Raw genomic sequence first — 1482 nt, 5'->3', positions numbered from 1 at the left:
TGTCTCGTCCTGAAAAAAGTTTACACTTTTACTGATTAGTCCTGTTGTTGGTTTACACTTTATTTTAGTCCTGAATTAGGTTTACCCTTTTCTAAAGATAAAGAATAATTGTTGTGGTTTGCTTGTCGTGTTGGAATGTGGGAAACTCCTTCAGTTTTCCATATTCCAACACGTTTTTCTTTTTTTGCTTCTTTTTTTCTTTTTGTAGGCTCCTTTCTTTTGTTGAAAACTATGATACCGGTTTTTTGCGGGTTCTGTTAAACCAACTCTTCCACCGGCGTTTGATCGGACCTATTTGCTTGTGCGCATTGTCGGGAGTCATCATATCAATACTGCTATGCGGCCTGAGCTGGTTGTAGGTGTCGATGGCTGTTACTACAGCCAGCCGGGCTTCTTTAATATCAGGATATACCTCGGCAAGCAATTCCTGTTTAAGGATTCCGTTTACTCTTTCTGCAATGGCATTATCCCTGGGATCACCGCTTTGTGTCATGCTGATATTGATAGTATCAGATTTTAATAAACTGATATAGCCGTCGGAGCAGTATTGTGAGCCACGGTCTGAATGATGGATCAGGGGGGCATTGCTCAATCTGTTTTTAAGGGCCATTTCCAGCGCTATAACGGGACCATCTGCCGACAGATCATGATTCATACAAAAGCCTACCACTTTCCGGCTATAAGCATCCGTAACCAAGCTAAGATAAGCAAACGCGCTCTTTTCCAGATGTATATAAGTAATATCGCTCACCCATAGCTCATCTGCCCGGCTTAATTTGATGTTCCTGATCAGGTCAGGATACTTCTTCATCCAGTGATTGGAATCAGTCGTCCGGGGCCGGTTGCGTCTTCGTTTATTCAACAGCCCGTTTGCCCGCAGCAGGTCAAAAAGAAGATCTCTGCCAATAGAGATCCGGTGATCTGCTATAAATGGCTCCATCATTTCATACAGCTTTCGGCCGCCTAACTTTGGTTGAAGGATACGGTGAAAAACAACCTGACCGATCAGCAGATCCTCTTCCAAGGCTTTTTTAACGAACGATTTTTGATATTGATAATACGCCTGTGGCGAATGACCAAGCAGTCTGCAAAGCTCACGAAGACCGCGTGAGCGGCTTTGCATTTTCATTTGGACGGCCTGGTGCCATGTTTTTTTCGCAGGTCAATGCCGAGCTCCTTGCTGGATATATCGATCATCAAATCCTGTAGTTCTATCTTTAAACGGGCTTTACGCAATTCCTCCTTCAGTAACTTTATGTCGTCTGGTAAGGCTAACTCTTCCACTACCTCCGCTTTGATTACTGCCGGTTTTTTCTGCTTCCTTTGCTTTGACATCACCATCCGGTGGATTTGAGTTCGGGATATTCCATACTTCTTTGCTAAAGTACGATAACTTAAACCCCCTACATTATGGTCTTCAAGAATCAATGAGGCTACTTTCTCTTCCATATTTGTTTACTTAATGTGTAAACCTATTTCAGG

General features: G+C 43.0%; 2 protein-coding genes. Both read right to left on the bottom strand.

Going from position 1 to position 1482, the window contains the following annotated elements:
• Window positions 1-229: 229 nt before the first annotated feature.
• The gene (locus tag AC1DXC_RS27245) at window positions 230-1129 is read right to left on the bottom strand and encodes an IS3 family transposase (protein WP_477462332.1); all 900 of its coding nucleotides are present in this window, start codon (window positions 1127-1129) and stop codon (window positions 230-232) included.
• Window positions 1126-1449, bottom strand: coding sequence for a hypothetical protein (locus tag AC1DXC_RS27240; RefSeq protein ID WP_477462331.1), 324 nt, complete (start codon window positions 1447-1449; stop codon window positions 1126-1128). Before AC1DXC_RS27240 ends, AC1DXC_RS27245 begins: the two co-directional genes overlap by 4 nt.
• Window positions 1450-1482 lie beyond the last annotated feature (33 nt).

It is taken from the genome of Mucilaginibacter sp. P2_D11 (assembly GCF_056404435.1).
The sequence above is the reverse complement of the archived record's forward strand: the minus strand, read 5'-3'. Positions and strand labels throughout refer to the sequence as shown.

Bases quoted from the DNA above. Each gene is read 5' to 3' on its own strand.
- AC1DXC_RS27245 (WP_477462332.1), bottom strand. From the start codon at position 1,129: ATGAAAATGCAAAGCCGCTCACGCGGTCTTCGTGAGCTTTGCAGACTG.
- AC1DXC_RS27240 (WP_477462331.1), bottom strand. From the start codon at position 1,449: ATGGAAGAGAAAGTAGCCTCATTGATTCTTGAAGACCATAATGTAGGG.